26 protein-coding genes are annotated in these 25,378 nt (G+C 73.4%); 14 read left to right on the top strand and 12 right to left on the bottom strand.

Annotation, left to right across the window (positions count from 1 at the left end):
* The first annotated feature begins 91 nt into the window (after positions 1-91).
* Together OG403_RS11270 and OG403_RS11265 are read left to right on the top strand one after the other, a co-directional pair.
* Positions 92-1,012 carry a ScbA/BarX family gamma-butyrolactone biosynthesis protein gene (locus OG403_RS11270; RefSeq protein ID WP_329563709.1) on the top strand — a complete coding sequence of 307 codons (921 nt, stop codon included), beginning with the start codon at positions 92-94 and terminating at the stop codon, positions 1,010-1,012.
* A 213-nt stretch (positions 1,013-1,225) separates the two neighbouring features.
* The gene (locus OG403_RS11265) at positions 1,226-1,702 is read left to right on the top strand and encodes a hypothetical protein (protein WP_329563707.1); all 477 of its coding nucleotides are present in this window, start codon (positions 1,226-1,228) and stop codon (positions 1,700-1,702) included.
* A gap of 7 nt (positions 1,703-1,709) precedes the next feature.
* Here the strand turns inward: OG403_RS11265 and OG403_RS11260 are convergent, their stop codons facing one another.
* Positions 1,710-2,744 (bottom strand): NAD(P)-dependent oxidoreductase, encoded by a 1,035-nt coding sequence (locus tag OG403_RS11260; RefSeq protein WP_329563705.1) that lies wholly within the window; start codon positions 2,742-2,744, stop codon positions 1,710-1,712.
* Positions 2,745-2,872: 128 nt separating this feature from the next.
* Here OG403_RS11260 and OG403_RS11255 point away from each other — a divergent pair, with 128 nt between their 5' ends.
* Entirely contained in the window at positions 2,873-3,511 is a 639-nt protein-coding gene (locus OG403_RS11255; RefSeq protein ID WP_329563703.1) for a DinB family protein, read from the top strand.
* 44 nt (positions 3,512-3,555) lie between these two features.
* Here OG403_RS11255 and OG403_RS11250 read toward each other — a convergent pair whose 3' ends face one another.
* Positions 3,556-4,065: an NUDIX domain-containing protein gene (locus OG403_RS11250; RefSeq protein ID WP_329563702.1), complete on the bottom strand. Its 510-nt coding sequence runs from the start codon at positions 4,063-4,065 to the stop codon at positions 3,556-3,558.
* Between the two features lie 122 nt (positions 4,066-4,187).
* Between OG403_RS11250 and OG403_RS11245 the strand changes: the two genes are divergently transcribed.
* A complete protein-coding gene (locus tag OG403_RS11245) occupies positions 4,188-4,355 on the top strand; it encodes a hypothetical protein (RefSeq protein ID WP_329563700.1) in 168 nt (55 codons plus the stop codon).
* A 49-nt stretch (positions 4,356-4,404) separates the two neighbouring features.
* Here OG403_RS11245 and hemC read toward each other — a convergent pair whose 3' ends face one another.
* Entirely contained in the window at positions 4,405-5,349 is a 945-nt protein-coding gene (hemC, locus tag OG403_RS11240) for a hydroxymethylbilane synthase (protein WP_329563698.1), read from the bottom strand.
* Between the two features lie 163 nt (positions 5,350-5,512).
* Here hemC and OG403_RS11235 point away from each other — a divergent pair, with 163 nt between their 5' ends.
* On the top strand, positions 5,513-6,967 hold the full coding sequence (locus OG403_RS11235) for a DUF2079 domain-containing protein (RefSeq protein WP_329563697.1): 1,455 nt from the start codon (positions 5,513-5,515) through the stop codon (positions 6,965-6,967).
* A 6-nt stretch (positions 6,968-6,973) separates the two neighbouring features.
* Here the strand turns inward: OG403_RS11235 and OG403_RS11230 are convergent, their stop codons facing one another.
* Positions 6,974-7,942, bottom strand: coding sequence for a GlxA family transcriptional regulator (locus OG403_RS11230; RefSeq protein WP_329563696.1), 969 nt, complete (start codon positions 7,940-7,942; stop codon positions 6,974-6,976).
* An 80-nt stretch (positions 7,943-8,022) separates the two neighbouring features.
* Between OG403_RS11230 and OG403_RS11225 the strand changes: the two genes are divergently transcribed.
* Both OG403_RS11225 and OG403_RS11220 read left to right on the top strand, forming a co-directional pair.
* Positions 8,023-8,955, top strand: coding sequence for an NADP-dependent oxidoreductase (locus OG403_RS11225; RefSeq protein WP_329572252.1), 933 nt, complete (start codon positions 8,023-8,025; stop codon positions 8,953-8,955).
* A 206-nt stretch (positions 8,956-9,161) separates the two neighbouring features.
* Complete coding sequence (locus OG403_RS11220; protein WP_442910902.1) at positions 9,162-9,812, top strand: PadR family transcriptional regulator; 651 nt, start codon at positions 9,162-9,164, stop codon at positions 9,810-9,812.
* A 1-nt stretch (position 9,813) separates the two neighbouring features.
* Here the strand turns inward: OG403_RS11220 and OG403_RS11215 are convergent, their stop codons facing one another.
* The gene (locus OG403_RS11215; RefSeq protein WP_329563694.1) at positions 9,814-10,110 is read right to left on the bottom strand and encodes a hypothetical protein; all 297 of its coding nucleotides are present in this window, start codon (positions 10,108-10,110) and stop codon (positions 9,814-9,816) included.
* A gap of 339 nt (positions 10,111-10,449) precedes the next feature.
* Between OG403_RS11215 and OG403_RS11210 the strand changes: the two genes are divergently transcribed.
* On the top strand, positions 10,450-11,154 hold the full coding sequence (locus tag OG403_RS11210; protein WP_329563693.1) for a bifunctional DNA primase/polymerase: 705 nt from the start codon (positions 10,450-10,452) through the stop codon (positions 11,152-11,154).
* Between the two features lie 63 nt (positions 11,155-11,217).
* Here OG403_RS11210 and map read toward each other — a convergent pair whose 3' ends face one another.
* Positions 11,218-12,066 carry a type I methionyl aminopeptidase gene (gene map / locus OG403_RS11205; RefSeq protein ID WP_329563692.1) on the bottom strand — a complete coding sequence of 283 codons (849 nt, stop codon included), beginning with the start codon at positions 12,064-12,066 and terminating at the stop codon, positions 11,218-11,220.
* A gap of 92 nt (positions 12,067-12,158) precedes the next feature.
* On the opposite strand from map, the gene OG403_RS11200 reads away from it, so the two are divergent.
* Positions 12,159-12,392 carry a hypothetical protein gene (locus OG403_RS11200; protein ID WP_329563690.1) on the top strand — a complete coding sequence of 78 codons (234 nt, stop codon included), beginning with the start codon at positions 12,159-12,161 and terminating at the stop codon, positions 12,390-12,392.
* Between the two features lie 7 nt (positions 12,393-12,399).
* On the opposite strand, the gene OG403_RS11195 is transcribed toward OG403_RS11200, so the two are convergent.
* Positions 12,400-13,704, bottom strand: a complete 1,305-nt coding sequence (locus tag OG403_RS11195) for an MFS transporter (protein ID WP_329572248.1) — start codon at positions 13,702-13,704, stop codon at positions 12,400-12,402.
* 191 nt (positions 13,705-13,895) lie between these two features.
* Complete coding sequence (locus tag OG403_RS11190; RefSeq protein WP_329563688.1) at positions 13,896-14,495, bottom strand: hypothetical protein; 600 nt, start codon at positions 14,493-14,495, stop codon at positions 13,896-13,898.
* A 45-nt stretch (positions 14,496-14,540) separates the two neighbouring features.
* Between OG403_RS11190 and npdG the strand changes: the two genes are divergently transcribed.
* Both npdG and OG403_RS11180 read left to right on the top strand, forming a co-directional pair.
* Positions 14,541-15,230 (top strand): NADPH-dependent F420 reductase, encoded by a 690-nt coding sequence (gene npdG, locus OG403_RS11185; protein WP_329563686.1) that lies wholly within the window; start codon positions 14,541-14,543, stop codon positions 15,228-15,230.
* A gap of 146 nt (positions 15,231-15,376) precedes the next feature.
* On the top strand, positions 15,377-15,562 hold the full coding sequence (locus OG403_RS11180) for a hypothetical protein (protein ID WP_329563685.1): 186 nt from the start codon (positions 15,377-15,379) through the stop codon (positions 15,560-15,562).
* A 13-nt stretch (positions 15,563-15,575) separates the two neighbouring features.
* Here the strand turns inward: OG403_RS11180 and OG403_RS11175 are convergent, their stop codons facing one another.
* Entirely contained in the window at positions 15,576-16,355 is a 780-nt protein-coding gene (locus OG403_RS11175; RefSeq protein WP_329563683.1) for a site-2 protease family protein, read from the bottom strand.
* Between the two features lie 168 nt (positions 16,356-16,523).
* Here OG403_RS11175 and OG403_RS11170 point away from each other — a divergent pair, with 168 nt between their 5' ends.
* On the top strand, positions 16,524-19,886 hold the full coding sequence (locus OG403_RS11170; RefSeq protein WP_442910901.1) for an AfsR/SARP family transcriptional regulator: 3,363 nt from the start codon (positions 16,524-16,526) through the stop codon (positions 19,884-19,886).
* 15 nt (positions 19,887-19,901) lie between these two features.
* Here the strand turns inward: OG403_RS11170 and OG403_RS11165 are convergent, their stop codons facing one another.
* The 3 genes from OG403_RS11165 to panB form a co-directional block, all read right to left on the bottom strand.
* Entirely contained in the window at positions 19,902-20,735 is an 834-nt protein-coding gene (locus OG403_RS11165) for an ABC transporter permease (RefSeq protein WP_329563678.1), read from the bottom strand.
* On the bottom strand, positions 20,732-21,781 hold the full coding sequence (locus OG403_RS11160) for an ATP-binding cassette domain-containing protein (protein ID WP_329563676.1): 1,050 nt from the start codon (positions 21,779-21,781) through the stop codon (positions 20,732-20,734). Before OG403_RS11160 ends, OG403_RS11165 begins: the two co-directional genes overlap by 4 nt.
* 107 nt (positions 21,782-21,888) lie before the next feature.
* Positions 21,889-22,779, bottom strand: a complete 891-nt coding sequence (gene panB, locus OG403_RS11155) for a 3-methyl-2-oxobutanoate hydroxymethyltransferase (protein ID WP_329563674.1) — start codon at positions 22,777-22,779, stop codon at positions 21,889-21,891.
* Between the two features lie 257 nt (positions 22,780-23,036).
* On the opposite strand from panB, the gene OG403_RS11150 reads away from it, so the two are divergent.
* Together OG403_RS11150 and OG403_RS11145 are read left to right on the top strand one after the other, a co-directional pair.
* Positions 23,037-24,659: an MFS transporter gene (locus tag OG403_RS11150; RefSeq protein WP_329563673.1), complete on the top strand. Its 1,623-nt coding sequence runs from the start codon at positions 23,037-23,039 to the stop codon at positions 24,657-24,659.
* Between the two features lie 23 nt (positions 24,660-24,682).
* Positions 24,683-25,345 carry a TetR/AcrR family transcriptional regulator gene (locus tag OG403_RS11145; RefSeq protein ID WP_329563672.1) on the top strand — a complete coding sequence of 221 codons (663 nt, stop codon included), beginning with the start codon at positions 24,683-24,685 and terminating at the stop codon, positions 25,343-25,345.
* Positions 25,346-25,378 lie beyond the last annotated feature (33 nt).

The raw sequence follows: 25,378 nt of genomic DNA, 5'->3' as shown, positions 1-25,378 counted from the left end.
AGCGCGGAAGTCGGCGGGCGGCTTTTGGCCGCACCGCCCCCGTGCGCCGCAACACCCACAGGCTGCTGTTGACGCCGTAGGAGACATCTCGATGGCTGTTCTCGCTGCGCACCACCCCGTCCTCACCTCCACCATTCCCCGGCAGTACGTCCACAAGGCGGCCCAGAGCGAGGTATTACTGACCGGTTGTGAGGTGCACGGCGACGACACCTTCACCGTGACCGCTCAATGGCCGCGCACCCACAGCTTCTACGACTCCGCCGACGGTCGGCACGACCCGCTGCTCCTCGCGGAGACCGTGCGCCAGGCGATCCCGCTGCTCAGCCACCTCGGCTACGACGCCCCCTTCGGGCACCGCCAGATCTGGGACCACCTGACCTGGACGGCCAGCCCGGCGGCCCTCGTCTGCGAGGCGACGCCGGCCGAGATAGTCGCCCGGGTCACCTGTTCCGACGTGATCCGCCGGGGCAGCCGACTGGCCGCCCTGACCATGGATGTCGACGTGACCCGCGACGGCGTGCCGCTGGGCACCGCGAACACGCACTTCACCAACCAGTCGCCCGCGATCTACCAGCGGCTGCGCGGCGAGTACGCCGACCTCGAGCACGCCGTCTGCGGCGCCCTCACCCCCGCCCCGCCGATCGCCCCGTACACCGCGGGCCGCGACCGCCGCCGCGACGTGGTCCTCGCGCCGACCGACACCCCGAACCGCTTCCAGCTCCGCGCCGACCTCGCCCACCCCGCACTCTTCGACCACCGCACGGACCACGCCCCGGGCATGCTGCTCCTGGAGGCCGCCCGCCAGGCCGCGTACGCCGTGGCCTATCCCCGGGTCCCGGTCATCACGGGGATGCACAGCACCTTCCAGCGCTACGTCGAGTTCGACGCCCCCTGCTGGATCGAGGCCGAGATCCTGCCCGCCCAGCTGCCGACCCACGTCTCCTCGCGCGTGACGATCACCCAGCACGGCCAGGAGGTCTTCGGCGCGACGGTCACCGCCCTGCGCGGGTAGGCAGTGCGGCGCACGGTGGCAAGAGTGCGTTAAGACCCGGCGCCCGCGCGTACAGAGCGCGTCAAGGTGATCAACGATGGCACGCCCGGTGCGTTGGAATGATCGTCAATGGTCATCGGGGGCGCTGGTCGTCCGTCAGGGAGTCCGGCAGCACGGGACGTCCGGCGGACGCACCGCCTGCGACCGCCCGACCGGCACACGGGGGAAACACTCATGGCGCAGCTGCTCATCGAAGAGAACTTCCAGCACCTCGACGGCCAGGACGTGGAGGCGCTGATCGAGGCCCTCGCCGAGCTCGGCATCCGCGCGGAGCCGACCCAGCCCCGCACGGCGAGCAGAAGCGGTGACTGGGTGCTCGTGCTGCACTGGCTCGGGGACGACCTCGGGCAGATCACCGAGGACTCCGTGGCGGCGGCGCTGGTCACCGCCGTCCGCGGGGTGCTCGGCCAGGAGCACCCGGTCGGGCCCGGCGGGACCAGCGTGCGAGGCCGCACGCTGCCGGTCCGGGTCGAGATCCGTGGGCGGACGGGGGAGCTGGTCAAGTCCGTCGCCGTCCCCGGGGCCGAGCCGGAGCCGAAGCCGGTGGCCGCGGCCTGGTGGCGCGGGCGGCGGCCGGCGGCTACCGGTGCCGCGCCGGACCTGGTCGCGGTGGTTCCGGCGGCCGCCGCGTCGCTGTCCAACACGGTCTGACGACAGGTCAGTTCACGATCGGGATGCCGTCCGCCCGCCCGCCGAGCAGGGCCGCGAGGTGGTCCGCGCAGCGCAGCGCGGCGGTGGCCATCGCGGTCCTGGTCATGCCCGCGACGTGCGGGGTGAGCAGCGCGTTCGGCAGCCCGAAGAGCGGTGAGGCGAAGGCGGCGTGCTCGTGCTCGAAGGTGTCCACGGCGGCCGCGGCGAGCGGGTGGCCCGGATCGCGCAGGGCGTCGGCCAGTGCCTGCTCGTCCACGATGCCGCCGCGCGCGGTGTTCAGCAGGATCGCGCCGGGCGGCAGCAGCGCCAACTCGGCCCGCCCGATCAGGTGGTGGGTCCGCCCGGTGAGCGGCAGGTGCAGCGAGACCACCTGGCTGCTCGTCAGCAGGGCGGCCAAGTCCCCGTCGCGGCCGATGCCCTGGACCGTCATGCCGAGGGCTTCGGCTCTGCTCGCCAGGGCCCGCCCGATCAGGCCCAGGCCGACGATGCCCAGGGTCAGCTCCGACAGCTCCACCGCCGGAGCCAGGCTCTTCGGCCAGTTCCCCTGGTGCGACCGCCGGTTGTGGGAGTCGAGCCGCCGGGTCAGGGCGAGCAGCTGGGCGAGCGCGAACTCGGCGACCGCGTCGGCGTTGGAGCCCGGGGTATGGGTGACGGTGACGCCGTGCGCGGTGGCGGCGGGCAGGTCGACGTGGTCGGTGCCGGCTCCGGCGCGGCCGATCACCCGCAGCGGGTGGGCCAGCGCCGGATCGGCCGCCGCCGCCAGGAAGGCGGCACGCAACGGCGGCCCCGAACGGGACTTGACGGCGTCGTGGCCGAAGCCGTCACCGACAGTCGCGGCGATCAACTCCCGTTCGTCGAAGGCGTCGAAGTCGGCGAACGCGACCCGCCCGCGCCACGCCTCGCGCACCGCCGCCCGCTCGGCGGCGGGCAGCCGGCGCAGGTTCAGGGTGGGGGAGAGGCCGTGGTCGAGCAGCCGGGACAGCTCCCGGCCCAGCAACTCGCCCGGTGCCGCGTCGATCAGCAGGATCCGTGCCGGTGCCATCTGGTCCCCTTGCTTGGCGTGGTCTCGTCGGTCGTCGCCGGTGCTGGAAAGAAAATAGGGTGCACCGGCACGGCCACCTGTAGCAGGGTGCGGATGGTCCTGTTCAACGACCCACTCAGGAGCGCTCGATGGCGACGACGACCCCCGCCCGGCTGATCCCGCTGCTGGAGCAGTTCGACTTCGCCCGGGAGCGCCTCCACCGCCGGCTGGCGGGGCCGCTGGTGAACAGCGGCAACGGCACGGACGTCCCCGTCGGCCCGCTGACCGACGAGGAGTACCACTGGGCGCCGGTCCCGGGCTGCTGGTCGGTCCGGCGCCGCACCGACGGTCCCGGCCCGCGCGCCACGCTACTGGTCGGCGCCGGAGCGTGGGGGCGCGACTCGGCGCCGAGCCCGCATCCGGTGCCGCCGCCGTTCACCACGATCGCCTGGCGCCTGAGCCACCTGAGCGAGCTGCTCGCGCTCCGCGCCGAGTACACCAACGGCGGCCGCGCGCTGACCCGGGACGACCACCCCTGCCCCGCCGGCGCGGCCGACGCGGTCGCCGCCTTCGAGGCCGGCGCGACCGCCTGGCGAGCGGCGCTGCTCGGCGCCGACGACGCCGCGCTCGACACGGTCGGGTACTGCACCTACCCGTACGGCGGTGATTCGGAGGAGCGGTTCCTGGACGTGGTCTGGTGGGTCAACCAGGAACTCCTGCACCACGGCGCCGAGATCGCACTGCTCCGCGACCTCTATCAGCACAGCGCCGCGACCCCCGGCCGCTGATCCGCCGCCTGATCAACTGCCTGGTCGACTGCCTGATCCGCGGGTCACACCGCGCGCAGCCGCTCGCGCAGCCGCTCGTCGGGCAGTTCGGCCAGCGGGACCCAGCGGGCGGCGGTGACCTCGGACTCCTGGAGGCGGCAGGCGGGGCGGGCGTCCACGGTGTGGGCGAACCGGGCGTGGTAGGCGGTGCGGCCGGTGATCCGGCTGGTGTAGCGGAAGAAGTCGACGGGGAGCGTGGCGGCGGGCACCGCGCCGGCGATCCCGGTCTCCTCGGCCAGTTCGCGTTCGGCGGCGGCGAGCAGTGAGGGGTCGGCCGGGTCCAGGTGGCCGCCGGGCAGCAGCCAGTCGGCCTGGGCGCGGTGGTGCAGGTAGAGCACCTCGGCCCGCGGGCCGCGGACCCGCAGCGCCGTGCTGACGGTGAAGTGCTCGGCCGGCTCGGTCTCGGGGGCGGCGGCCAGGCGGAGCGCGGGGGCCAGCTCGGCCGCTTCCTCGGGATGGTGGGCCAGATAGGCGGTCAGGGTGTGGTGGATGTGCTGGGCCATCGTCATCGTCATCGGCTGCTCCTCGCGGGCTGGGTGTCGGCCAGTTTTGCGGATCCGTGACCCGTTCGGGGCTCGAACCCCCGAACGGGTGACAGCGCGCGCGAGCCGCTTGCTGACGGTGTGGCATGGGAGGCATGGCACACCGACAGCACTGGCTGATCCGCTTCACCGACGAGCTGATGACGCTGACCAGCGACCTGACCCAGGACCAGGCCGCCGACTTCGTCCGCCGGGTCTACGTGGCCGGGCACGAGGCGGCCGTGGCCGAGACGGCGGAGGAGAACCGGCGCGAGCGGGAGTAGCGGCCCGCACCGACGAGGGGCGTGCGGCCCGTGACAGCCGGGGCGGCGGTCAGTGCGGGATGCTGTCGATCAGCTCCCGGGCCCCCTGGCGCAGCAGCGCCACCGCCACCGAGGTCCCCAGGGTCGCCGGGTCCAGCGGGCCGGCCCACTCGTGGGCGTCCAGCACCGTCTTGCCGTCGGGGGTGAAGACCCGGCCGCGCAGCGAGAGCCGCCCGTCCCGCTCGGCGCGCGCGTAGCCGGCGATCGGGCTGTTGCAGTGGCCCTGCAGCACGTGCAGGAACATCCGCTCGGCCGTCGTCTCGCGCCAGGCGGCCTCGTCGTTCAGGCCGCGCACCGCCTCGATGGTGGCGGTGTCGTCCTCGCGGCACTGCAGGGCGAGCACGCCGGCGCCGATCGGCGGGCACATCGTCTCCAGGCTCAGCACCTCGCTGATCTGCCGCTGCTCGCCGATCCGGGCCAGCCCGGCGGCGGCCAGCAGCAGGGCGTCGGCCTCGCCGGCGGCCAGCTTGGCCAGCCGGCCGTTGGCGTTGCCGCGCATCGGCACGCAGCTCAGCTGGGGGTGGCTGACGGCGAGTTGGGCCACCCGGCGGACCGATGAGGTGCCGATCCTGCTGCCCGGCGGCAGCTGATCGAGCGTCAATCCGTCGGGGTGCACCAGGGCGTCGCGCAGGTCGTCGCGGCGCAGCACGGCGGCGAAGACGGTGCCGGCCGGCAGCGGCCGGTCGGCCGGCACGTCCTTGACGCAGTGCACGGCGACGTCGGCCTCGCCCGCGAGCAGCGCGGCGTCCACCTCCTTGGTGAACGCCCCCTTGCCGCCGAGCGCCGAGAGCGAGCCGGTCCAGCGGTCGCCGGCGGTGGTCACCGGGACCACCTCGGTGCGGATCCCGGGGTGCAGTTCGGCCAGTTCGGCCCGGAACCTTGCCACTTGGGCCAGTGCCATCGGGGAGGAGCGCGACACGATCCGCAGCACCGCGGGGAGGGGGGACGAGTCCATGCGCCCAGCCTAGGACCTGAGGAGCTGAGCACCTGTCCTCGGCCCTGCTCCGATCGACGGAAGCTCACGGCAGTTCGCGATCAGCGGCCCTGGCGTCCGAAGCGGCCCGGGATACCGTGCAGCCGTCCCGCACCTCATTCGGGCAGCTCAGGAAGGCACTTGCATGGCGCAGCTCCGCGAGAGCGCGACCCCGCCCCAGCGCACCGCGGGCTGGAGGCGCGCCGTGCGCCTGCGCTGCCCCGACCGGTTGTTCGAGAACTGGCCGCACCTCGCCCTCGCCCTGGCGTTCCTGGCCGGGTACTGCCTGCTCGCGCTGGTCCGCTACGAACGCTTCGGCTCACCCTCCTGGGACCTGGCCATCTTCACCGAAGCGGTCAAGGGATACGCCCACTTCGGGGCGCCGCTGGTCTCGGCCAAGGGTCCGGGCTTCAACGCGCTGGGCGACCACTGGTCGCCGATCCTGCTGCTGCTCGCCCCGTTCTTCCGCCTGGTGCCGTCCGCCGCAACGCTGTTGGTCGGTCAGGCCGCGCTCTTCGCCTGGTCGGTGGGCGTGGTGTCGCAGACCTCGGCCCGCGTCCTGCACCGGCGCGCGCAGGGCCTGCAGATCGGTACCGCCTACGGTCTCTCCTGGGGCCTGCAGCGCGCGATCGACGCGGAGTTCCACGAGATCGCCTTCGCCGTGCCGCTGCTCGCCGTGGTCGGTCGGCAGATCCTGCTGGGCAGATGGGAGCGCGCCGCCTGGTGGTCGCTGCCGCTGGTGCTGGTCAAGGAGGACCTCGGGCTGACCGTCGCGGTCGTGGGCGTGCTGCTGGCCTGGTCGGGACGCCGCCGCTGCACCGGGTCGGTGCTGGTCCTCCTCGGGCTGGGCTTCGCGGCCCTGACGTTCGCGCTGCTCGTCCCGCACTTCAACCCGCTGCACCAGTACGACTACTGGTCCAAACTGCCCGGCGGGGTCCAGCCGAACCTCGGGCAGGTGTTCGGCGCTCCGTTCACCCGCCTGACGGTCTGGAAGACGATGGGCTGGCTGCTGGGCATCGTCGGATTCCTGGCCCTGCGCTCACCGCTGACGATCATCGCCCTGCCCACCCTGGCCTGGCGGTTCGCCAGCTCCAACCCGGCGTTCTGGGGCCCGGACTGGCACTACAGCGCGACCCTGATGCCGATCCTCTTCCTCGCGCTGGCGGACGCGGTCCGGCGCTGCCGGGAGGCCGCGCCGCCCTGGCTGAAGCACTATGCCGAAGCGGTGGTCGCGGCCGCCCCGGTGATCGCGGTGGCCTGCCTGGTCAGCCTGCCGGTCGGGTTCGGCGGACTCGCCGATCCGGGTGCCTGGCCGGGCGGGCCGCATGTCGCCGCGCTGCGCGCCGCGATCGCCCGGATCCCGCCGGGTGTCCGGGTCGAGTCCTCGCTGGTCACGCTGGCCCCACTGGCCGCCCGCGACGACACCTACCTGATCGGCGCCGCCAGGCAGGCGGCGCCGCAGTACGTCTGCCTGGAACTCGCCGAGCACGACCCGGTCGCGCCCGACCCGGCCGGCTACCTCGCGGCGCTGCACCCGGGGAGCGGCTATGCGGTGCTGTTCAGCGGCGATCGGGTCGTGGTGCTGCGCCGCCGGGCCTGAGGCCGGTCAGGCCCGGAAGGTGCGCCGGTACGCGCCGGGCGAGACGCCGATCGCGGCGTGCAGGTTCTGCCGCAGCGCGGCGTCGGTGCCGAAACCGGCCCGCTCGGCGACCCGGCTCACCGGCAGGTCGCTGCTCTCCAGCAACTGCCGGGCCAGCTCGACCCGCTGCTGGGTGAGCCACTGGCCGGGACTCAGCCCGACCTCGGCCCGGAACCGGCGGGTGAACGTGCGCCGGCTCATGTCCGCGTGCCGGGCCAGATCCGCCAGCTGGAGCGGCTCGTGCAGCCGGTCGAGCGCCCAGGCGCGGGTCGCGGACGTCCCGTTGGCCGAGTCCTGCGGCACCGGCCGCTCCACGTACTGGGCCTGACCGCCCTCCCGCTGCGGCGGGACGACGCACCGCCGCGCGACGTGGTTGGCGACCGCGCTGCCGTGGTCCTTGCGGATCACATGCAGGATCAGGTCGATGCCGGCCGCCGCGCCCGCCGAGGTCAGCACCCGGCCGGTGTCCACGAACAGCACGTCCGGGGCGAGTTCGACCTCGGGGTAGAGCCGGCGGAAGCGGGCGCTGTGGTGCCAGTGGGTGGCGGCGGGCCGGCCGTCCAGCAGGCCGGCCGCGGCCAGCACGAAGGTGGCGACGCAGATCCCGACGATCCGGGTGTCGGGCCCCACCCGGCTCAGCGCCTCGGCCATCCGGCGCGGCAGCGCGTCCGGGCCGGTGATCTCGGCGAACTGCTCGGCGGCCGGGATCACCACCGTGTCCGCCTCGGCCAGCGCCGAGGCGTCGCGCTCCACGGTGATCGAGAAGTCGGCGGCGGTCCGCACCGGTCGGCCGTCCGGCGAGCAGGTGACCACCTGGTAGAGCGGCTGCCCGTCCGCGTCGGCAGCGACCCCGAACAGCCTCGACGCCAGGCTCAGCTCGAACGGAATGACCCCGTCCAGGGCCAGGACCACGACACGGTGCACGGCAGCAGGCATGGCCCGATTCTTGCACATCATGGCCTCCGGGCCACTGTTCCCGCAGCTCGGCACCGGGACATCCTGGGCACATGACCACGATGAACGCGATCAGCCAGACCACGTACGGCGGCCCGGAAGTCCTGCACCGGGTCGAACTCGACCGCCCCACCCCTGGCCCCTCCGAGGCGCTCGTCCGGGTCCGGGCGGCGGGCATGAACCCGACCGACTGGAAGCACCGCCAGTTCCCCGGCCTGGTCGACCGCCTGCCGCTGGTGCTCGGCTGGGACGTCGCCGGTGTCGTCGAGGCCGTCGGCCTCGGCGTCACCCTGCACCAGGCCGGCGACGAGGTGTTCGGCATGCTGCCCTACCCGCACGGCGTCGGCTCGTTCGCCGAGTACGTCGTCGCCCCGGCCCGCGCGCTGGTGCGCAAGCCGGCGGCGATCGACCACGTCCAGGCGGGCGCGCTCCCGCTGGCCGCCCTGACCGCCTGGCAGGCCCTGGTGGACGCGGCGGAGGTCCAGCCGGGCCAGCGCGTCCTGATCCACGCGGCCGCCGGCGGGGTCGGCCACCTCGCCGTCCAGATCGCCAAGGAGCGCGGCGCCCATGTGATCGGCACCGCCAGCGCCCCCAAGCACGCGCTGCTGCGCGAGCTGGGCGCCGACGAGCTGATCGACTACCGGACCGCGGACTTCACCGAGATCGCCCCGGTCGACCTGGTCCTCGACACCCTCGGCGGCGACACGGCGGTGCGCTCCCTGGAGGTCCTGCGGCCCGGCGGCCAGCTGATCTCCATCTCGCTGATGAACCTCCCGGCGGACCTGGCCGAGCGGGCCGCCGCGCGCGGGGTGCGCTCCCGCGGCCTGCTGGTCGAGGCGGACCAGGCGGGTATGCAAGCGATCGCCGAGCTGGCGGCGGCGGGCCGGCTGCGCGCCGTCGTGGCGGCCGAGTTCCCGCTCGACCAGGCCGCCGAGGGCCACCGGCTCGGCGACACCGGCCGCGTCACCGGAAAGGTCGTCCTCACCATCGGCTGACCGTCCCGGTCGCCGCTGTCCTCCCGCTGCCCCCCGCTGCCCCCCCGCTGCCGTCCCGTGGAGTCCGGTCGCGCCGGGGTGCGTGCTCGGTTGTCGTTGACGAGCGACAGTTACCGATATATCGTCGAAGCATCGAGATCGTACGAAGGTAGCTCGCGAAACCTCGTGAGCGCTTCGTCGGCCGATGCGAAAAGGTGGTGCGCGTCATGCGCAGGCAGAGGATGACCGGCGGCGGCCGTGGTCGCCGCGACGGTGGTCGGCCGTTCGACCGGATCCCGGGCGAGTACGCCGAGCAGCGTGAGGCTTACGGCCCGCCGTTCCCGCCCGGTGGCGGGGCCTTCGGGGGACCGTTCGGCGGTCCGTTCCGGGGCGGCTTCGGCGGCCACGGCGGCCGGGGGCGCGGGCGGCACGGCGGGCGGGCCCGTCGTGGTGATGTGCGGGCCTCGCTGCTGGCGCTGCTCAAGGAGCGGCCGATGCACGGCTACGAGATGATCACCGAGATCGGTGAGCGGACGTCGGGGGCCTGGCGGCCCAGCCCGGGTTCGGTCTACCCGACCCTCCAGCTGCTGGAGGAGGAGGGGCTGATCGAGGCTCAGGAGACCGGCGGCAAGCGGCTGTTCACGCTGACCGAGACCGGTCGGGCGCAGGCCGAGGCGGGGGCCGCCGAGCCCTGGCAGGAGGCCGGACGCGGGATCGACTGGGAGGCCGTGCACGAGGTCGGCCAGGCGCTGGCCTCGGTGGAGCAGGCGATCCGGCAGGTGATGTCCACCGGCACCGAGGAGCAGCGGACCAAGGGGCTCGCGGTGCTGGTCGAGGCCAGGAAGAAGCTCTACCTGATCCTGGCCGAGGAGGGGTGAGTCACTCGGCGCCCGACTCCGGCCGCTCCGTTCCGGGGTCGGGCCGCTGCTCTTCGGGGCGCTGCTCCTCGAGCGGCCGCTCGGACTCCGGCACCTGGTACTCGTACACCCAGCGCGGTCGCCCCTTCGAGCTGTACCGCTTGGCCCGGAGGTACACCAGCGTGCGGGCCGGCTGCTCGTCGGTCGCGGGCACCGGTACCTGGTAGACCTTGGGCACCGCGTTGAACGGACTGAGGTAGACCGGCAGTACCCGGCCGTCCAGCGGCCCACCGATGAATTCCGTATCCGCGCTCCTCATCCGGCCAGCTTCGCACCGATGGCCCGGTCGGCCCAAACGCGGCGTCCGCCGAGCCGTGCTCCGGCGCTGTGGCTCGAACACCGCGGCCCGTACACCCCCCGGTCCGGGCAACCTGGATACTCCCTTATCCTGCTCTGTACGCCCTCGGGCCCGACCCGGGTCAGCGGCCCGTCGCGGGTCGGCTACGGCGCGCGACGACGCGCCCGACCCCGCCTGACGACCGCCGCCGCCGAGGAGCGGCGCACCGGTGATCCCGGGAAGCCGTGGGCAGCGCCGGGCGTTTGCGTCCGTAGGAGCGACACTGTGCCGCACCCGTCACAGCCGTGCGAAAGGGGCCCGATGGAAGCCAGCAGCAGGTGGACGACGTGGTGGCAGCGACGCGATCGGCAGCGCACCGGGTCGGACGCAGGCGAGACTTCCCCCGCGGCCCGGCTCGAACTGCTGCTGGGCGCGGTCGAGGCCGGCTTCCCGCTCGCCCCGGCCGCGCACCCGGCGGGCTACCGCTGCTCCTGCGACCGGGTCGGCTGTCCGGCCCCGGCGCAGCATCCGGTCTCCTTCGCCTGGCAGTCGCAGGCCACCACCGATGCCGAGCAGCTGACCCGCTGGCTCACCCGTGACCCGCTCGCCAACTTCATCACCGCCACCGGACGCGCCCACGACGTGCTGGACGTCCCCGCCGAGGCCGGCCGCCTCGCGCTCGACCGGCTCACCGCGCTCGGCGTGGAGGGGCCGGTCGCTGCCGTCGGTGAGGAGCGCTACCTCTTCTTCACCGCCACCCGCGGCCGGCCGGAGGACGAGGACGAGTGGTGGTCGAGCGCGCTGGACACCTACCCGGACACCATGTCCGAGCACCCGGGCCTGCGCTGGCACTGCCGCGGCTCCTACACCCTGCTGCCCCCGGCCGCGCTGCCCGACGGCTCGCAGGTCCGCTGGCTGCGCGGGCCCGAGCAGCCGCTGCCGGACCCGCTGCGCGTGCTGGACGTGCTCACCGACGCCTGCACCGAGGTGGGCGCCGTCGCCGAGGAGCAGTGGCTGATCGGCTAGAGCGGCCGTGCGGTCAGGCCCGGGGTGCGCCCCCGGGCCCGGTCACGGCCTCGGCCTCGGCCGTCACGGCAGGGTGAGGATCTCCGCACCGTCGGCCGTGACCAGCAGCGTGTGCTCGAACTGCGCGGTCCGCTTGCGGTCCTTGGTGACCACCGTCCAGCCGTCCGGCCAGATCTCGTAGTCGTACGTCCCCAGCGTGAGCATCGGCTCGATGGTGAAGGTCATCCCGGGCCGGATCACCTGGGTCGCCCGGTCGCTGTCGTAGTGCGGGATGATCAGGCCGGAGTGGAACGAGGTGTTGATCCCGTGCCCGGTGAAGTCGCGCACCACGCCGTAGTCGAAGCGCTTGGCGTAGGACTCGATCACCCGGCCGATCACGTTGATCTGGCGCCCCGGCTTGACCGCCTTGATCGCCCGGTCGAGTGACTCCCGGGTCCGTTCCACCAGCAGTCGCGACTCCTCGGCCACCTCGCCGCACAGGTAGGTGGCGTTCAGGTCGCCGTGCACCCCGTGGATGTAGGCGGTGGCGTCGATGTTGACGATGTCGCCGTCCTGGAGCACCGTCGAGTCCGGGATCCCGTGGCAGATCACCTCGTTGACCGAGGTGCAGATCGACTTCGGGAAGCCCCGGTAGCCCAGGTCGGACGGGTAGGCGCCGTGGTCGCACATGTACTCGTGGGCCACCACGTCCAACTGATCGGTCGTCACCCCGGGCGCGATCAGCTCGGCCGCCGCCGCCATCGCCCGGGCGGCGATCCGGCCGGCGATCCGCATCTTCTCGATGGTCTCCGCGTCCTGCACCTCGGGCCCGGTGTACGGCGTCGGACCGGGCTTGCCGACGTACTCCGGTCGGGCGATGTGTGCCGGGACCTTGCGAGTGGGGGACTGGATGCCGGGAACGAGGTGAGCCATGGCGGCGAGTCTAGCGCTCGGCTCCGGCGTCCCGGCTGTGTGTGCGAAGGCGCCGGCGGGCATGATCAGCAGTAGCGGACGAGGAGGAGAACATGGCGCTGTTCAAGCGGAGGACCGCCGGGAAACCGGGCGAGTGGTACTTCTGCCTCAAGCACCAGAAGGTCGAGGAGGGCCCGGAGTGCCCGGCCAAGGACCGGCTCGGCCCGTACGAGACCCGTGAGGAGGCGGAGCACGCGCTGGAGACGGCGCGCGAGCGCAACGAGGAGTGGAGCCACGACCCGCGGTGGAACGACAGCGCCGAACCTCCCGAGGAGGACCGGGGCTGACGCCCGCTCAGTCGGCCTGGACCCCGACCGTCGCCGCCTGTGCCGCGCCGGCCCCACCCGCGCTGCCGCCCTCGCGCGCGGCGGAGGCCTCGCGCGCCGCGCGGGCCGCCGCCACGTGCGGGTCGGTCCGCGCGTCGTAGGCGAGCAGCTTCGGCAGCACCGCCGCCAGCCCGCCCACGCTCAGCAGGCAGGCCACCCCGCCCAGCCAGACCGAACCCCGGGCGCCGACCACCGCGGCCGTGCCGCCGGCCCGCACCTGGCCCAGGTTCGGGCCGACCGAGTAGCTGAGCAGCTCCACCCCGGCCAGCCGGCCGCGCAGCTCGTCCGGGATGGACTGGTTCCACATGGTGGAGCGGCCCATCCCGCTGATCATGTCCGCGCCGCCGGCCGCCGCCAGGCAGAGCAGGACCAGCCAGATGTTGCCCGCCAGCCCGGCCAGGGTCATCGCCGCGCCCCAGCCGAGAGCGGCCAGCAGCACCATCCGGCCGTGCCGGTGGACGGCGCCGGCCCAGCCGCTGGTGGCCGAGACGAGCAGCGCGCCGACCGCCGTGGCGCCGTACATCAGCCCCAGCGCCCAGTCGGCGTGCAGGTCGTCGGCGAGGAACGGGAAGATCGCGTTCGGGAAGGCGAAGAGCATCGCGGCGATGTCCACCAGGTAGGTGCCCAGCAGCTCCGGACGGCTCCAGGCGTACCGGACACCCGTCATGATCGCCGCCACCGAGGGCTTGGCGGCCCCGGTCGGCGGCGGCACCGCGCGCAGCCGCACCAGCAGCAGGAGCGAGACGGCGAAGGTCACCACGTCCAGCGCGTAGGCGGTGGCCGGGCCGCCGCCGTACGCCACGATGAAGCCGGCCAGCGCCGGGCCGGCGATGGTGCTGGTGCTGCGGTAGAGCGAGATCAGCGAGAACGCGGCGGTCATCTGCTCGTGCGGCACGATCCGCGGCACCAGCGTGTCCAGCGCCGGGCGCTGCAGGCCGTCCAGGGCCGCGACCAGGCCGGCCACCAGGTAGAGCGGCCAGAGCCGGGGGTGCGGCAGCAGCGCGTTGAGCAGCAGCACGCCGCTCAGCAGGCCCAGTCCGGCCTCCGCGCAGAGGACCAGCTTGCGGCGGTCCAGCGCGTCGGCCAGCGCGCCGCCCCAGAGGCCGAAGACGATCAGCGGGAGCAGCTCGACCGCGCCGATCGAGCCGACCGCCAGGTAGGAGCCGGTCAGCTGCTTGATCTGCAGCGGGACGGCGACGTAGGTGAGGAAGCTGCCGAAGCTGGAGACGCAGCCCGAGCCCCAGAGCAGCCGGAAGTCCCGGGAGGTCCGCATCGGCGCCAGGTCGGGGCGCAGGCGGCGCAGCAGGCTCGGGGGCGGCGGTTCAGGTGCGGTATGGCAGGCCTCGGTCACGAGCGGACATCCTGCGGGCTGCGGCTCGGTGGGCGCAACGGATTATCCGGGGCGCCGAGACCATCCGGGCCGCCGACCGCCGGTCTCGTGGCGGGCCTGGCGGGCCTGGCGGGTCACCAGCGGTTGACCGGCTCGGTGGTGAACTGCCCGACCAGTCGGGACAGCCCCGCCAGCCCCGCGAACCGCGACCGGGGCCGCTCGCCCGCCGCCGCGCTGACCAGGTGCTGCACCAGGTCGAACCCCGGCTCGTCGGGGCTCTCCACGGTCAGGCTCTCGTCCGCGAGCCCGGCCAGCTCGGGGGCGTCCGCCGCCAGGGCGAGCACCGTCGCGCCACCGCGGCGGGCGTCGTGCACCCGCTCCAGCAACGCGCCGCCCGGGTCCCGCGGGGTGACCACCAGCACCGTCTCGCCGCGCCCGGCGGCGGCCAGTCGCCGCAGGTCGTGCCGCAACTGCGGTGCGGCGGTGGCCGGGTCGGGCACCTGATGGCGGATCAGGGTCGGTGCCAGGCCGGGAAGCCGGGACCAGCTCGCCTCGTCGTCCAGGTGCGCCGCCAGGTGCCAGGGTTCGTACCCCGCGCTGCCGACCAGCAGCAGGCCGAGCGCCGAGCGCCGGGTCACCGCGCGGCGCAGCGAGCCGGCGAAGCTCCTGGTGGAGTCCAGCAGCGGCGAACCGGACAGGACCTCGCGCAGTGCGCTCACTCTCGTCACGTCCATCACGCCAGGATGGAGGTGGGCCCGCGGCTTTGGCAGGATCTCGGTATGACTTCCCTCGAATCAGCGAACCCCGCCCCCGAACTGCCCGACGTCACCCAGCTGGTGGTCGGTGTCCTCGGCGGCACCGGCGACCAGGGGCGCGGCCTGGCCTACCGACTGGCCAAGGCCGGCCAGCAGGTGATCATCGGCTCGCGCAGCGCCGAACGGGCCGAGGCCGCAGCCGCGGAACTCGGCCTGGGCGTGCGCGGCGCGGACAACGCGGCCACCGCCCGGCAGAGCGACATCGTGATCGTCGCGGTGCCCTGGGCGGGCCACGGTGAGCTGCTGGCCACCCTGGCCGGCGAGCTCACGGACAAGGTCGTGGTGGACTGCGTCAACCCGCTGGGCTTCGACAAGCAGGGCGCCTACGCGCTCACGCCCGAGGAGGGCAGCGCCGCCCAGCAGGCCGCCGCGCTGCTGCCGAACTCGCGGGTCACCGCCGCCTTCCACCACCTGTCCGCCGTGCTGCTGCAGGACCCGCAGATCGACTCGATCGACACCGACGTGCTGGTCCTCGGCGACGAGCGGGCCGCCACCGACCTGGTCCAGGCGCTGGCCGCCCGGATCCCCGGCATGCGCGGCGTCTACGCGGGCCGGCTGCGCAACGCCCACCAGGTCGAGTCGCTGGTGGCCAACCTGATCTCGGTCAACCGGCGCTACAAGGCGCACGCGGGGCTGCGGATCACCGACGTGTGACCGACGCGCAGGTGACGCAGTGCTGTCCGGGCATGACGATCGCGTGACGACACGGAAGGTCCGGACCCACCCGGCTGCGGGCGGATCCGGACCTTCCGTGAGAATGGGGTACGTAAACCCACCCGATCTCCCTGGAGCCGGCCGTCATGCCCCGCAACGCCCTGTACGCCTCGATCGTCTTCGTCCTCGCGGTCTGTGCCGCCGTGGTCTCCTTCGTGGAGGGCAACTGGCTGGGCGTGATCTGGGTGCTGATGGCCGGCGTGGCCAGCAACATCGCCTGGTACTACCTGCGCAAGGAGAAGCTGGAGCGGGCGGCCGGCCAGCGCGGCTAGGGCCGCCGGACGGCTAGTTCGTCCAGAACCGGAACAGGTAGTCCCCGGCCCAGGCGAAGGTGCGGTCCACGCCGAACAGGTTCATCACGTCGTAGACCAGGTTGAAGAACCAGGTGTTGACCTTGGACTGCCACAGCACGATGAAGACCGCCAGCATCCCGTACGGCGCGAACGGCGCGACCGCGCGGCGGGTCTGCGCCGAGAGCCAGGGCTCGACGATCCCGTAGCCGTCCAGGCCGGGGATCGGCAGCAGGTTCAGCAGCGCGGCGCTGATCTGGAGCATGCCGAGGAACGACAGGGCGGCCAGGAACTCCGGCTTCACCCCGTCCAGCCAGCCGGCGCCCACCGGGACCAGCAGCGCCACCGCGAAGGCCAGGTTGACCAGCGGCCCGGCCGCCGAGATCAGGCTGTGCTTGAGCCGCCCCTGGATCCGGTTGCGCTCGATGAAGACCGCGCCGCCGGGCAGGCCGATGCCGCCCAGCACCACGAAGACCACCGGCAGCACGAAGCTGGTCACCGAGTTGGCGTACTTGAACGGATTGAGCGTCAGGTAGCCCTTGGCGCCCACCGTGATGTCCCCGCCGTGCAGCGCGGTGCGGGCGTGCGCGTACTCGTGCAGGCAGAGCGAGACCATCCAGCCGGCCACCACGAAGAGGAAGACCGCGAAGCGGGTCGAGCCGTAGCCGGTCCACACCGCCCAGCCCGAGGTGCCCAGGGTCGCCAGCAGCACCCAGAACACCGGGCTGATCCGGCGCTCCTCGCTGGTCGGGCGGCGTGTGGTGGCAAAGCTCATGGGAACGGGTCTCCGTCAAGGGATGGCAAACGGTGGTAAATGGAGGTGCAGGCTCCACCGATCATGCCGGTCGGCCCGCGCCGTCGACAAGTGAACGTCTCACGGCCCGGCCCCGTTCCGTTCGGTGCGTGGGGGAGGCGGCCGGGGGGAAGCAGCAGAATGGTCCTCGTGCACTACGGCATCCTCGGCACCACGACCGCTCATCACGACGACGGCACCCCGGTCCCGCTCGGCGGCGCCCGGCTGCGCGCGCTGCTCGCGGCGCTGGTGGTGCGCCAGGGCCGCCCGGTACCGGCCGAGGCCCTGGTGGCCGAGGTCTGGGACGGTGAGCTGCCGCAGGACTCGGCCGCCGCGCTGCAGACCCTGGTCGGCCGGCTGCGCCGCACCATCGGTCGCGAGGAGGTCGGATCGGGCCCGGCCGGCTACTGGTTGACGCAGCGTCAGAGCGACCTGACCCGGTTCCAGCAGCTGGCCGAGCACGGGCAGCGGGCGCTGGCGGCCGGTGACGCGCGGGCCGCCGCCGAGCAGCTGCGCGAGGCACTGGCGCTGTGGCGCGGCCCGGCGCTGGCCGACCTGCCGGACCGGGCCGGCCGGGCGGTGCGCCTGGAGGCCCAGTGGGCCGAGGCCCGCCGGGCCAGGATCGGCGCAGACCTGGCGCTCGGGCGGGCGGTGGAGGTGGCGGCCGAACTCGCCGGGCTCTGCGCGGACCACCCGCTGGACGAGCCGCTGCACGTGCTCTGGATCCGCGCGCTGCACCGCTGCGGCCGCACCGCCGAGGCGCTGGAGCGCTACGAGCGGCTGCGCCGGGCGCTGGCCGAGCAGCTGGGCACCGACCCGGGCGCCGAGCTGCGCGCCGTCCACCAGGAGCTGCTCCAGCAGGGGTCGATATCCCCGGCGTCCTCGATCGCCGCCGCGCCCCCGACCGCCGCCGCCGCGCCGTTCGACCGCTCCGGCGGCGGCAACCTGCGACCCCGGCTGACCAGCTTCGTCGGCCGCGAGCAGGACCTGGCCACGCTGGCCGAGCTGATCGGCTCGGCCCGGCTGGTCACCCTCACCGGGCCCGGCGGCTCCGGCAAGACCCGGCTCTCCGTCGAGGCCGGCCGTGCCGCCCAGGCGGACGACCGGTGGCCGGACGGCGTCTGGCAGGCCGAGCTGGCCCCGCTGGAGAGCCCGGCCGCGATCCCCGACGCGGTGCTCTCCGCGCTCGGCCTGCGCGGCACCGTGCTGCACCACCCGGTGACCGACAGCCGACCGGACGATCCGGTGCGCCGGATCATCGAGCACTGCGGCCGGGCCCGGATGCTGCTGCTGCTCGACAACTGCGAGCACCTGATCCAGTCCGCCGCCGAGCTGGCCGACCGGCTGCTCACCGAGTGCCCGCACCTGAGCATCCTGGCCACCAGCCGCGAGCCGCTCGGCGTGCCGGGCGAGGCGGTGCTGTCGGTCGAGCCGCTGCCGGACCCGATCGCGCTGCGTCTGCTGGACGAGCGCGGCGCGGCGGCCCGGCCCGGCTTCGCGGTGAGCGACGACCCGGCTGCCGCCGCCGAGATCTGCCGCCGGCTGGACGGCCTGCCGCTGGCCATCGAGCTGGCCGCCGCCCGGCTGCGCGCGCTGACCTCCCGTCAGCTGGCGGACCGGCTGGACGGCCGGTTCGCACTGCTCACCGGTGGCAGCCGGGTGCTGCTGCCCCGCCAGCAGACCCTGCGCGCGGTGGTCGACTGGAGCTGGGAGCTGCTGGACGAGCGCGAACGCGCGGTGCTGCGCCGCCTGTCGGTCTTCGCCGGTGGCGCCACCCTGGAGGACGCCGCGGCGGTCTGCGCGGACACCGGCCCGGCCGGTGCCGGCGCGGTCGACGGCGATGCGGTGGCCGAGCTGCTGCTCTCGCTGGTCGACAAGTCGCTGCTGGTCGCCGGCCTGGACCCGCAGGGCCCGCCGCGCTACTGGATGCTGGAGACGATCCACGAGTACGCCGCCGAGCGGCTCGCGGAGTCCGGTGAGCGGCCGGCCGTCGCCGCCCGGCACCTGACCACCTTCCGCGAGGTGGTGCGCTGCGCCGAACCGCATCTGCGCGGCCACCAGCAACTGCGGTTGATGGGCGTACTGGAACGCGAGCAGGACAACGTCCGGGCCGCGCTGCGCCACGCGCTGGACACCGGTGCCGAGCCGGACGCGCTGGCGATGGTGCTCGGCATGGTCTGGTTCTGGGTGCTGCGCGACTACCGCGCCGAGTCCCGCGGCTGGATCGACCAGGTCTGCGCGCTCACCACCGACCCGTTCGCCGAGGACGCCCCCGCGCCCGAACCGCTGGAGTCCGGCCCGCTCAGCCACCCGCTGCCCTGGCCGCCGGTGGTCCTGGCCGAGGCCCGCCGGCAGGCCTGGATCCTGCAACTGGTCGTCCAGTTCGAGGGCCTCATGGAGGCGATGGGCGACCACGCGCTGGCCGAGCGCGCGCCGCGGATCCTGCGCGCGTACCACCCCGACCTGCCGCAGGCCTACCAACACCCGGCGCTGCTGCGGATCTTCGCCTGCTTCCTGGCCGGCCAACCCGACGAGATGCTCCCGCTGCTCGACCGGACCGTCGACGGCTGCCGCCGCTACGGGCGCGAGAGCGAGTTGGCCTGGACCCTGCAACTGCGCGCCAAGATGCTCAACGACCAGGTCGGCGGCCTGGCGCGGGCCCGGCGGGACGGCGACGAGGCGATGGCGATCTACTCCCGGCTCGGCGACAGTTGGGGCATGTCGGAGGCGCTCGCGGCGCAGGCCGAGACGGCCGGTTGCGTCGGCGACGTCGACACCGCGGTGGCCGCCTACCGGCGGGCCATCGAGCTGGCCCAGGAGCTCGACGCCCCGCAGGACGTGCCGCTGCTGCGGGTGCGGCTCGGCGAGGCGCTGCTGGAGCGGGACCGGGCCGAGGGCGAGCGGCTGATCCGCCTGGGCATCGCGGATGCCCAGGGCGCCGGCCAGCAGGCCGACGGTGCCCTGATCTTCGGCCACACGGTGCTCAGCGGGTTCTACGCGCACCAGGGTGACTTCACCGCCGCCCGCGAGGAACTGCACCGGCTGCGGGCGGCGCAGGCCCGCTTCGGCCCCGGTGTGCCGGGGCTCACCAACGCCCTGGTCTCCTGCACCGAGGGCCTGGTGCTGGCCCGCGGCGGGCAGGTGGACGAAGGAGTGGCCGCGCTGCGGACCGGGCTGCGCGAGCTGCGCGAGGTGCCGTCGGTGGTGCTGGCCTTCACCCAGCACGTCACGCTGCTGCTGCTCCCGGTGATGGCCGGCACCCTGGTGGTCCGGGCCGAGCGCGACGACGACCGCGAACTCGCCCGCTGGGCGGCCGTGTTGGAGGGGGCGCACAGCGTCGGCCGGTTCGGCGCGCAGGGCTCGTTCCTGGTCCGGATCGAACGCGACATCCGCGAGCGGACGTTGACCGCGATGCTGGGTGAGGCGGGGTACCGGGACGCGTGCGAGCAGGGCAGTGCCTTCTCCTGGGAGGAGGTCGCCGCCCTGCTGGACACGGTGCTGGCCGAGCTCTGACACGCGGCCGGCAGGTCAGACCCGCTTGCGGAACCGCCGCACCGCCAGCGGCGCGGTGATCGCGGTGACCGTCACCGACCAGACCAGCACCATGGTCACCGAGTGGGCCAGCGGTCCGCCGTTGATCAGGCTGCGGCAGGCGTCGGCCAGGTTGGAGAGCGGGTTGTACTTGGTGAAGGCGCGCAGCCAGCCGGGCATGGTGCTGGTCGGCGCGAAGATCGAGCTGCCGAACTGCAGCGGCATCACCACCAGCATGCTGACCCCCTGGACCGACTGGGCGTTCTTCATCACCAGGCCGAGCAGCATCGAGATCCAGACCAGCGACATCCCGAAGACCAGCGAGAGCCCGACCGCGCCGAGCACCCCGCCGATCCCGGTCTTCAACTGCAGGCCGAGCAGCAGCGCGAAGAGGATCAGGATGGTGAAGGAGAGCAGCCCGCGCAGCGCCTCGGCGATCATCTTGCCGACCAGCACCGAGGAGCGGGCGATCGGCAGTGACCTGAACCGGTCCATCACGCCGGTCTGCAGGTCCGAGTTGAGGCCGGTGCCCACTGCCATCGCCAGGTTGAGCCCGGTGCCGCCGAGCAGGCCGGGGATCAGGTACTGCTTGTAGGCCTGCTGGTTGCCGGAGACGGCGCCGCCGAAGACGTAGACGAAGAGCAGCGTGAAGATGATCGGCATCAGCACGACGTCGAACATCGACTCCGGGTCGGCCTTGATCCGCATCAGGTTGCGCCGGGTCAGCGCGCCGATGTGGCGCAGGTGGTCGCGCACGGTGGTGCGGCTGTCCGGGTCCTGGCGGGCCGGCGGGCCGGCGGGGCGCGGCAGGGTGGCGGTCGCGGTGCTCATCGCTGGGTCTCCTCGGTGGCGGCGGGCTTGCCGGTGATGGCGAGGAAGACCTCGTCCAGGCTGGGTACGTCGGTGTCGATGCCGGCGATGCCGAAGCCGCGGCCGCCGAGTACCCCGATCACGGTGGTCAGCTGCTCGTCCCCGCTGATCGGCACGGTGAGCTGGTCGCCGTCCCGGGCGGCGGTGACCCCCGCGACCCCGGCGTCGGTCAGGCAGCGGACCATCTCGGCCAGCTCGTCCGGGCGGGCCGGGCGCACCCGCAGGGTCCGGCCGCCGACCTCCGCCTTCAGGCCGTCCACCGTGCCGTTGGCGATCACCTTGCCGCGGTCGATCACGGTCAGGTCGGTGGCCAACTGCTCGGCCTCCTCCATGTACTGGGTGGTGAGCAGCACGGTGGTGCCCTCGGCCGTCATCTGCCGCACCTCCGCCCAGACCTCGTTGCGGGTGCGCGGGTCGAGGCCGGTGGTGGGCTCGTCCAGGTAGAGCACCCGGGGACGGCCGATCATGCTGGCGGCCAGGTCGAGCCGGCGGCGCATCCCGCCGGAGTAGGTCTTGGCCGGGCGCCCGGCGGCCTCGGTCAGCGAGAAGCGCTCCAGCAGCTCGGCGGCGCGGGCCTTGGCGTCCTTGCGGGAGAGGTCGAGCAGCCGACCGATCATGTAGAGGTTCTCCGAGCCGGAGAGGAACTCGTCCACCGAGGCGTACTGCCCGGTCAGGCCGATGGCGCGGCGCAGCTGCTTGGGCTGGCGCAGCACGTCGTAGCCGGCGACGGCGGCGGTGCCGGCGTCCGGCTTGATCAGGGTGGAGAGCACCCGGATCAGCGTGGTCTTGCCGGCTCCGTTGGGGCCGAGCACGCCGAGCACGGTGCCCTGGCGGACCGTCAGGTCGACGCCGTCCAGTGCCTTCGTCGCACCGTAGTGCTTGACGATCCCGCGCGCTTCGACGGCGTTGGCCCGGTCGGTGCCGGCCTGCTCGGCACTGGCCTGGCCGGCGATGCGCAGGGTGCCGCGGTGCCCCTGGTCGTTCGGGGCGGTGGTCGTCGTTGTCATGCGCCAAGACTGTCCGCCCCCGCTGCCAGGCCGCTCTCACGGCACTGTCACGGCGGTCGGCCCGCTGTCAGGAGCCGGTGGGCACCTGACAGCGGGCCTGGTCGGTCTTACTTGAAGCTGTGCTCCGCCGCCGGGAAGCTGCCGCCGAGCACCTCGGCGGCGTACTCGCGGGCGGCATCGCCCAGCACCTTGCGCAGGTTGGCGTACTGCTTGACGAAGGACGGCACACTGCCCGAGGTCATCCCGGCCATGTCGGTCCAGACCAGCACCTGGGCGTCGCAGCCGGCCCCGGCGCCGATGCCCACGGTCGGCACCGAGAGCGACTCGGTGACCTGGGTGGCCAGCTCGGCCGGTACCGCCTCGAGCACCACGGCGAAGGCACCGGCCTGCTGCACGGCCTTGGCGTCGCGCTGCAGCTTGTGCGCCGCCTCGTCGCCCCGGCCCTGCACCGGGTAGCCGCCGAGCGCGTGCACCGACTGCGGGGTCAGCCCGATGTGCGCCATCACCGGCACCCCGGCCTCGACCAGCAGCTCGATGGTGCGGGCGCTGCGCTCGCCGCCCTCCAGCTTGACGGCGCCGACCCCGGCCTCCTTCATCAGCCGGGCGGCGTTGCGCAGGGCCTGGGCGGGGGACTCCTGGTAGGAGCCGAACGGCATGTCGCCGACGATCAGCGCGCGCTCGGTGCCGCGCACCACGGCGGCCGAGAGCATCACCATCTCGTCCATGGTGACCGGCACCGTGGTCTGGTAGCCGAGGTGGCAGTTGCCGGCCGAGTCGCCGACCAGCAGGACCGGGATCCCGGCCTCGTCGAAGACGCCGGCGGTCAGGGCGTCGTAGGCGGTGAGCATCGCCCACCGCTCGCCGCGCCGCTTGGCGGCGGCCAGGTCCCGGACGGTGACCCGCCGGTTGGTCACGCCGCCGTAGAGAGTCCGCCCCTGGGACGTCGGCGCCGCTCCCGCGGCAGGCGTCTGGGCAGGCGGAAGCTGAGAAGCGTTCATGGAACAGGCTCCTGAAGGGTTGTGGTCTCGTGGCGCCGTGCGGCGTCCCCGGATCTCCTCCATGCTTGCACGGCCCGCTCGCGGCGCAAAGAGCCGGGGTTGCGGATCGCGACCCCTAATCGTTGCCAGGGTTTTGCGATACGGGTACGTCTCGTATCGCAAATGGCAGTAGAGTTCTCGGCGGGGGATTACGAGACGCTTCCGTCTCGCTGAGTCCCAGGAAGCCCGCACACCTCCGTACGGAACGGGACAGACGTATGACCACCGCACCAGCCGGCACCGCGCCACGCGTTCCGGAAGCCATCCACCGTCGACGGTGGGCGATCCTCGGCACGCTGATCCTGGCGCTGCTCGTCGTCGTCCTCGACAGCTCGATCCTGAACGTCGCGATGAAGACCATCGCGACCCCGGCGCCGGTGGGTCTGGGCGCCAGCCAGAGCGACCTCGAATGGGCGATCAACTCCTACACGCTGGTCTTCGCCGGCCTGCTCTTCACCTCCGGGCTGCTCGGTGACCGGTTCGGCCGCAAGAAGACGCTGCTGACCGGCATGCTGATCTTCGGCGCGGGTTCGCTGCTCTCCGCGCTCGCCACCAGCCCCGGCGAGCTGATCGCCTTCCGCGCGGTGATGGGCCTGGGCGGCGCCTTCGTGATGCCCGCCACGCTGGCGATCATCATGAACGTCTTCGAGCGGCACGAGCAGCCCAAGGCGATCGGCATCTGGGCCGGCGCGGTGGGCCTGGCGATCGCGATCGGCCCGATCACCGGTGGACTGCTGATCGAGCACTTCTGGTGGGGCTCGGTCTTCCTGATCAACGTCCCGATCGTCGTGGTGGCGCTGGTCGTGATGACGCTGCTGGTCCCGGACTCCCGCGACCCCAACCCCGGCAAGCTCGACCCGATCGGCGTGCTGCTGTCGATCGTCGGCCTGGTGGCGCTGATCTACGGCATCATCAAGGCCGGCGACCTGGCCGACATCACCGCGACCCAGGCCTGGGTGCCGGTGGCGATCGGGGTGCTGGCGCTGGCCGCCTTCGTGGTCTACGAGAAGCGGATCGAGCACCCCGCGCTCAACGTCAGCTGGTTCCGCAACAAGGCCTTCGCCACCTCGGTGACGGTGATCGGCATGGTCTTCTTCGCGCTGATGGGCGTCTCCTTCTTCGGCGTCTTCTACACCCAGAGCGTGCGCGGCTACAGCGCGCTGGCCTCCGGCGCGCTGATGCTGCCGCTGGCCTGCGCCCAGCTGATCTTCGCCCCCCGGGCCCGGCTGGTGGTCGACAGGCTCGGCGTGCGGGCCACCTGCTCGGGCGGTATGGCCCTGATCGCGCTCGCCTTCCTCGGCTACCTGCTGCTCGGGCGGACCACCCCGATCTGGGTGCTCGAGGTGATCGGCTTCATCATGGGCGCCGGGATGGCGCACGTGATGCCGCCGGTGACCGTGGCGATCATGGGCTCGCTGCCGCGCGAGAAGGCCGGCGCCGGCTCGGCGATCAACAACACCTTCCGCCAGGTCGGCGGCTCGCTGGGGGTCGCGGTGCTCGGCGCGGTGCTCTCCACCAGCTACCGCAACGGCATCGCCGACAAGCTCGCCCCGCTGCCGCAGCCGCTGCGCGACAAGGCGGGGGAGTCGGTGGAGGCCACCGTCGGGATCGCCCAGAGCATGGGCCCCAAGGGCGCCGGCCTGATCAGCCCCGCCTTCGACTCCTTCGTCCACGCGATGCACGTGGTGGCCAGCGTCTCGGCCGGGGTCACCCTGGTCGGCGTGGTGCTGGCCTGGTTCTTCCTGCCCGCCAGGATCGCCGCCCCCGGCCGCCCGGGTGCCGGCGCGCCCACCGGGGCCGAGGCCGAGGCGGCCCCGGCGGTCCAGCCGACCAAGGCCTGATCCGCACGATGGAGAATGGGGCCATGGACACGGAGCGTCAGGCCACCCTCACCGCCCCCGCCGCGGCGCCGCACTGCGTGCCGCCGCGGCGGGGGCGGCCCCGTTCGGAGGCGGCCGAGCAGGCGATCTGCGAGGCCGTCGAGCGGCTGATGACGGACGGCAAGAGCCTGGCGGACCTCACCATCGAGGGCATCGCCCAGGCCGCCGGGGTCGGCAAGGCCACCATCTACCGGCGCTGGCCCAACAAGGAGGCGCTGCTGGTCGACGTGCTGGTCCGGCTGGAGGAGCCGGAGCCGGTGCTGCCCGGCACCAGCGCCCGCGACGACCTGGTGGTGATCCTGGACTTCATGCGCCGCCGGGGCCTGGCCAAGCGCTCGCGCTGGGTGCTGCGGGTGGTGCTGGACCAGATGCACTCGATGCCCGCGCTCAAGGAGGTCTACTACGACCAGGTGGTGATGCGCCGCCGCCGGATCATCCACCAGGTGGTGGGGCGCGGTGTGGCCGCGGGCGAGTTCCGCGCCGACCTGGACGTCGAGCTGCTCGGCGAGATGCTGATCGGCCCGATGCTGCTGCGCACGGTGCTCTGGGACGAATCGCCGCTGGACGACCCCGAGCTGCCCGCCACTATCGTGGACTCGCTGCTGGAGGGGCTGTGCGGCCCGTCGCGCGGCGTGCCCACCGGCTGACCGCCGGACCGGTCGTCCACCAACGCCAGGCCT

It is taken from the genome of Kitasatospora sp. NBC_01266, assembly GCF_036242395.1.
GTDB lineage: Bacteria > Actinomycetota > Actinomycetes > Streptomycetales > Streptomycetaceae > Kitasatospora.
Note: the sequence above shows the minus strand (reverse complement) of the source record. Positions and strands in the feature narration are given on the sequence as shown.

Bases quoted from the DNA above. Each gene is read 5' to 3' on its own strand.
- OG403_RS11260 (WP_329563705.1), bottom strand. From the start codon at position 2,744: ATGGCACCGGCACGGATCCTGCTGATCGACGCGGCACCGGGCGAGTTG.
- OG403_RS11235 (WP_329563697.1), top strand. From the start codon at position 5,513: ATGGCGCAGCTCCGCGAGAGCGCGACCCCGCCCCAGCGCACCGCGGGC.
- OG403_RS11245 (WP_329563700.1), top strand. From the start codon at position 4,188: ATGGCACACCGACAGCACTGGCTGATCCGCTTCACCGACGAGCTGATG.
- OG403_RS11265 (WP_329563707.1), top strand. From the start codon at position 1,226: ATGGCGCAGCTGCTCATCGAAGAGAACTTCCAGCACCTCGACGGCCAG.
- OG403_RS11255 (WP_329563703.1), top strand. From the start codon at position 2,873: ATGGCGACGACGACCCCCGCCCGGCTGATCCCGCTGCTGGAGCAGTTC.
- OG403_RS11145 (WP_329563672.1), top strand. From the start codon at position 24,683: ATGGACACGGAGCGTCAGGCCACCCTCACCGCCCCCGCCGCGGCGCCG.
- OG403_RS11250 (WP_329563702.1), bottom strand. From the start codon at position 4,065: ATGACGATGACGATGGCCCAGCACATCCACCACACCCTGACCGCCTAT.
- OG403_RS11220 (WP_442910902.1), top strand. From the start codon at position 9,162: ATGCGCAGGCAGAGGATGACCGGCGGCGGCCGTGGTCGCCGCGACGGT.
- OG403_RS11200 (WP_329563690.1), top strand. From the start codon at position 12,159: ATGGCGCTGTTCAAGCGGAGGACCGCCGGGAAACCGGGCGAGTGGTAC.
- OG403_RS11150 (WP_329563673.1), top strand. From the start codon at position 23,037: ATGACCACCGCACCAGCCGGCACCGCGCCACGCGTTCCGGAAGCCATC.
- OG403_RS11190 (WP_329563688.1), bottom strand. From the start codon at position 14,495: ATGGACGTGACGAGAGTGAGCGCACTGCGCGAGGTCCTGTCCGGTTCG.
- OG403_RS11165 (WP_329563678.1), bottom strand. From the start codon at position 20,735: ATGAGCACCGCGACCGCCACCCTGCCGCGCCCCGCCGGCCCGCCGGCC.
- panB (WP_329563674.1), bottom strand. From the start codon at position 22,779: ATGAACGCTTCTCAGCTTCCGCCTGCCCAGACGCCTGCCGCGGGAGCG.
- OG403_RS11195 (WP_329572248.1), bottom strand. From the start codon at position 13,704: ATGCGGACCTCCCGGGACTTCCGGCTGCTCTGGGGCTCGGGCTGCGTC.
- OG403_RS11230 (WP_329563696.1), bottom strand. From the start codon at position 7,942: ATGCCTGCTGCCGTGCACCGTGTCGTGGTCCTGGCCCTGGACGGGGTC.
- OG403_RS11210 (WP_329563693.1), top strand. From the start codon at position 10,450: ATGGAAGCCAGCAGCAGGTGGACGACGTGGTGGCAGCGACGCGATCGG.
- OG403_RS11270 (WP_329563709.1), top strand. From the start codon at position 92: ATGGCTGTTCTCGCTGCGCACCACCCCGTCCTCACCTCCACCATTCCC.
- hemC (WP_329563698.1), bottom strand. From the start codon at position 5,349: ATGGACTCGTCCCCCCTCCCCGCGGTGCTGCGGATCGTGTCGCGCTCC.
- OG403_RS11180 (WP_329563685.1), top strand. From the start codon at position 15,377: ATGCCCCGCAACGCCCTGTACGCCTCGATCGTCTTCGTCCTCGCGGTC.
- OG403_RS11215 (WP_329563694.1), bottom strand. From the start codon at position 10,110: ATGAGGAGCGCGGATACGGAATTCATCGGTGGGCCGCTGGACGGCCGG.
- map (WP_329563692.1), bottom strand. From the start codon at position 12,066: ATGGCTCACCTCGTTCCCGGCATCCAGTCCCCCACTCGCAAGGTCCCG.
- npdG (WP_329563686.1), top strand. From the start codon at position 14,541: ATGACTTCCCTCGAATCAGCGAACCCCGCCCCCGAACTGCCCGACGTC.
- OG403_RS11175 (WP_329563683.1), bottom strand. From the start codon at position 16,355: ATGAGCTTTGCCACCACACGCCGCCCGACCAGCGAGGAGCGCCGGATC.
- OG403_RS11225 (WP_329572252.1), top strand. From the start codon at position 8,023: ATGAACGCGATCAGCCAGACCACGTACGGCGGCCCGGAAGTCCTGCAC.
- OG403_RS11160 (WP_329563676.1), bottom strand. From the start codon at position 21,781: ATGACAACGACGACCACCGCCCCGAACGACCAGGGGCACCGCGGCACC.